The sequence below is a fragment of the Methylibium sp. T29 genome, assembly GCF_000576205.1.
Taxonomy (GTDB): domain Bacteria; phylum Pseudomonadota; class Gammaproteobacteria; order Burkholderiales; family Burkholderiaceae_C; genus Methylibium; species Methylibium petroleiphilum.
In genome coordinates this window covers 1-3,956 of the sequence record NZ_AZND01000283.1, presented here as the reverse complement: position 1 = coordinate 3,956, position 3,956 = coordinate 1, and the positions used below count along the sequence as shown (strand labels likewise).

At 69.3% G+C, this 3,956-nt stretch carries 5 protein-coding genes; 2 read left to right on the top strand and 3 right to left on the bottom strand.

The window, feature by feature from the left end:
• Positions 1–585: tRNA-uridine aminocarboxypropyltransferase (locus x551_RS19440; protein ID WP_036250371.1), on the top strand; the 585-nt coding region annotated here is incomplete at its 5' end.
• A 221-nt stretch (positions 586–806) separates the two neighbouring features.
• Here x551_RS19440 and x551_RS19435 read toward each other — a convergent pair.
• Entirely contained in the window at positions 807–1,085 is a 279-nt protein-coding gene (locus x551_RS19435) for a DUF3883 domain-containing protein (protein WP_011830890.1), read from the bottom strand.
• 463 nt (positions 1,086–1,548) lie between these two features.
• On the opposite strand from x551_RS19435, the gene x551_RS19430 reads away from it, so the two are divergent.
• Complete coding sequence (locus x551_RS19430; protein ID WP_011830891.1) at positions 1,549–2,202, top strand: pyridoxamine 5'-phosphate oxidase family protein; 654 nt, start codon at positions 1,549–1,551, stop codon at positions 2,200–2,202.
• Positions 2,203–2,208: 6 nt separating this feature from the next.
• Here the strand turns inward: x551_RS19430 and x551_RS19425 are convergent, their stop codons facing one another.
• Positions 2,209–3,108 (bottom strand): LysR family transcriptional regulator, encoded by a 900-nt coding sequence (locus x551_RS19425; protein WP_036234602.1) that lies wholly within the window; start codon positions 3,106–3,108, stop codon positions 2,209–2,211.
• 108 nt (positions 3,109–3,216) lie between these two features.
• Positions 3,217–3,956 (bottom strand): NAD(P)H-dependent oxidoreductase (locus x551_RS19420; protein WP_343252161.1); only part of this gene is annotated, 740 nt, incomplete at its 5' end.

Sequence of the window (3,956 nt, the reverse complement as noted above, 5' to 3'; positions counted from 1 at the left end):
GGCCGCGCGGCCTGCTCGCGCTGCCTGCGCCCCCAGGCCACCTGCCTGTGCACGCTGGCGCGCCCGACCGGCCACCACACCGAGGTGCTGGTGCTGCAGCACCCGCAGGAACAGCGCCAGGCGAAGAACAGCGTGGCGCTGCTGCGCCTGTCTCTGGCGCACTGCGAGGTGGCGGTCGGCGAGCGCTTCGCGCCTGAAGCGCTGCAGTCCCTGCTGCACCGCCCCGGACGGGAGACGCGGCTGCTCTATCCGGACGTGCCCGCCGCGCCCGCGCCGCCAGCGCCGGCAACACCAGCGGGCGCGCCGCTGCGGCTGGTGGTCATCGACGCGACGTGGCGCAAGAGCCTGCGGATGCTGCTGGAGCACCCGGCCCTGGCGGCGCTGCCGCGGCTGCCGCTGGAGGCACCGGCGCCCACGCGGTACCGCACCATCCGCGCTGCGCGGCGGGCCGACCAGGTCTCGACGCTGGAAGCCACCGTGCAGGCGCTGGCGATGTTGGAAGGCCCGAGCTTCGACGCTGCGCCGCTGCTGGATGCGTTTGGCTGCTTCGTCGCTGGTGTGGCGGCGCGGCAGGGCCTCGTGTGACCTTGGGCCGAGCGGCGCCCAATACTCCAGCGGAGCGCCAGTGAAGGGCGGCTTGAGACTGAACTGAGTCACTCGATGTTGACATCCTGAGCGGCGGCGGCGTTCGTCACCGGCCGTTCGACGGGCCAGGGCCGGTATGCCCGCAATACCGACGAAAGGGGACAGCGGACAGCCTCGATACTCGGCATCTTCGTCACACGCGGGCAGCAGGGTTCTACTATTCAAATAGGCGACTTGTTCCTGTCAAGCGAGGCGAACTGTTCCGTGAACGCAGAAAACGGAACCTTGGTGCAATCCCACTGCCCCATGCCCTGATCTTGTGGCATGTGATTGAGCATGGTCTCGCTACTGACGATGGCAAGCTTGGGTTTTAATGGGTCTCGCAGATTCCAAAAATAAAAGGCGTGGCGCTCTGATTCCATAGCCATTTCCCACTCGTTGCGGGTGAGCATGGCAAATCCAGAAGTGCCTTGCGTCGAGGTCTTTACCTCGATGGTCAACTGATGCCGACCCGGGCCGGAGAGCGATACGGCTGCAGCATCTCGTAAAGCAGCCGGTGAAGTTGGCGCTTTGCGTTCGTGCCAACGGCTGCCTGACGACGGACAGTGTGATTACGTCCGGCGGAAACCAGGGACAGCAAGCGCTGCAAAGCCGCAGCTCAGCGCATCACGGCCAACGGACGGCGAGTGCCCAGAGCGGTCAGTGCAAGTCTCCCCGCTGCATACCATCCCGGTGATCAGCCCGTCCTAATTCGAAGCAGGGCGCACAGGACGTGCTGTTCGAGTGGGAGGCGCACGCTGCCTCGTAGCCCGCGAACGGGTCGCGTCGCAGCCGGCGCGCGGCCCTTTCTTTCAGGACGCGAAACACTGACTTGGCTTCTGCGGCGATTCCGCCGTGAGGACGATTCGGCCACAGTGACGGTCATGCGCAGCCCTTGCAGCGCATCAGCCCGAGGAGCCCGTCATGTCCCACGCATTTGCCGACATCGCCTTCACACCGTCCGTCAAGGCCGCGCAGCAGCGCGACGGCAGCCGGGCCGGCTATGCGCGTAGCTTCGAAGGCGACGCCCCGGCGTCCCATGATCGCCTGGGCGAGGCGGAGCTCGAGTTCATTGCCGCGCAGCGCAGCTTCTACCTGGCCACCGTGTCCGAGACCGGCTGGCCCTATGTGCAGCACCGAGGTGGCCCGAAAGGCTTCCTGAAGGCACTGGACGACCGAACGCTGGCGTTCGCCGACTACGCCGGCAACCGGCAGCTCATCAGCGTGGGCAACCTGGCCGTGAACGACCGTGTCTCGCTGATCCTGATGGACTACGCGCGGCGCGTGCGCCTGAAGCTGCTCGGTCGCTTGGCGGTGAAGGACCTGGCGCCCGACGATGCGCTGGCCAAGGCCCTGATCGACCCGGCCTATCAGGCGCGGCCGCAACGCGCCATGGTCGTCACCGTCGAGGGCTACGACTGGAACTGCCCGCAGCACATCCCGGTCCGCTTCGATGCGGAAGACGTGCAGCGCGCACTCGACGAACGGGACCAGCGCATCGCCGCGCTGGAAGCCCGGCTCGCGGCCTTGGCCGGCCCCGGCGGCGACACCGCGGCCAGCCCGCCGCAGCCGTCGTGAGCCGCGTCAGTGCAACGCCGGATCGCCGCGCAGCCGATCGACGGCCAGGTCGACGAAGGCGCGCACCTTCTGCGTCGCGCGCCGCCCCTCGTGGTGGACGACGTGCACCGGCAGCGGGTTCGGCTCGAACGCCTCGAGCACGACCTGCAGCGCGCCGCTGCGCAGATGCGCTGCGACCTGGTAGCTCAACAGCCGCGTGATGCCCAGACCCGCCAGGGTGGCCGCGATGGCGGAGTCGTTGGTGACCGTGCGCAGGCGAGGCTGCACGCGCTGCAGGAGGACCTTGCCCGCGTTGTTGAACCGCCATTCCAACACCGGGTTCACCCCGGCCGCGGACACGAGGGTGTGGTCGGGCAGGTCTTCCGGCCGCTGGGGCGTGCCATGAGCCTGCAGGTAGGCTGGAGCCGCCACCAGCACGCGGCTGACGCGCCCCACGCGAACCGCCTGCAACGATGAATCGGGCAGCTCGCCGATGCGCACCGCGACGTCGACCCCTTCCTCGACGACGTTGACGACCCGGTCGAGGAACAGGCACTGGGCCTCCACTTCCGGAAAGCGCTGCAGGTAGCTGACGAGGATGGGCGTCACGTAGAGCTGCCCGAACAGCACCGGCGCCGTGAGCGTGAGCGTGCCCCGCGGCGTGGCGTGGGTGCCGGTGGCGGTGATCTCGGCCTCGTCGATGTCGGCCAGGATGCGGCGGCAGTCCTCCGCGAAGCGCGCTCCGGCGTCGGTCACGCGGACGACGCGCGTGGTCCGCGTCAGCAGCCGCAGGCCCAGCCGCTCCTCGAGCTCGGCCACGGCGCGCGTCACGACCGGCGGCGACAGGTTGAGCTTGCGCGCCGCACTGGCGAAGCCGCCGCTGTCGACGACAGCGACGAAGGTGGTCATGGCCTGCAGGCGATCCATGTCGTTGCGCGTTCGGAAAGTCCGCCGGAGGTGGCTCGGCGATTCTCCACGCAAGCGTTGCGCCGGACCGTCGGGAGTGCATTCGGCCCGGACGGCGCAGCCGTCCCCTCAGACGTGGCTCGCCACCTTCGGGTGCAGCTTCGCGTCGAAGTCGTCCAGGCTGGGAAAGCGCAGCGGGGCCAGCGTGTCCAGGCGGGTCAGGTGACGCCGGTAGTCGACCAGGATCTGCGCGCGCTCGGCCTCGCTGATGTAGGGCACGTGCCAGCCCACGAAGGGCGGCAGCACCGTGAGGCCGGTGTAGGCCAGCGTGCCGCGCAGCAGCGGCCGCAGCATGTCGTCGAGCGGGCCGTGGATCGCGTCGGGGCCGAACATGTGCGGTCGCCCGCCCAGCGTCAGGCTGACCATCGCGCGCTTGCCGACGAGGCCGCCGCGGTCGTAGAAGCGCGTGCCGCCGTAGGTGAGGCCGGAGATCAGCACGCGGTCGATCCAGCCCTTGAGCATGGCCGGCGGCGCGAACCAGAAGACCGGGAAGTTCAGGATCAGCAGGTCGCACCACAGCAGCTTGGCCACTTCGCCGCGGATGTCCTCGGCCAGCGTGCCGGCCTCGTAGCCGTGGCGCTGCTCGAGCGCATAGACCAGGTAGTCGGGGTTCTTGCGTGCGCCGAAGTCGGCCGCGCTCGCCACCGGGTCGAAGCCGTCGGCGTACAGGTCGGACACCCGCACCTCGTGGCCCAGCGCGCGGAGCTGCTCGGTGGCCGTCCAGCACAGCGCGCTGCTGAACGAGCGCGGCTCCGGGTGGGCGTGGACGATGAAGACGTTCATCGCGCGCGGCGCGCTCAGGCGCCCGG

What these genes read in the sequence shown, in the direction of transcription:
- x551_RS19430 (WP_011830891.1), top strand. Translation starts at nt 1,549, where the DNA reads ATGTCCCACGCATTTGCCGACATCGCCTTCACACCGTCCGTCAAGGCC.
- x551_RS19425 (WP_036234602.1), bottom strand. Translation starts at nt 3,108, where the DNA reads ATGGATCGCCTGCAGGCCATGACCACCTTCGTCGCTGTCGTCGACAGC.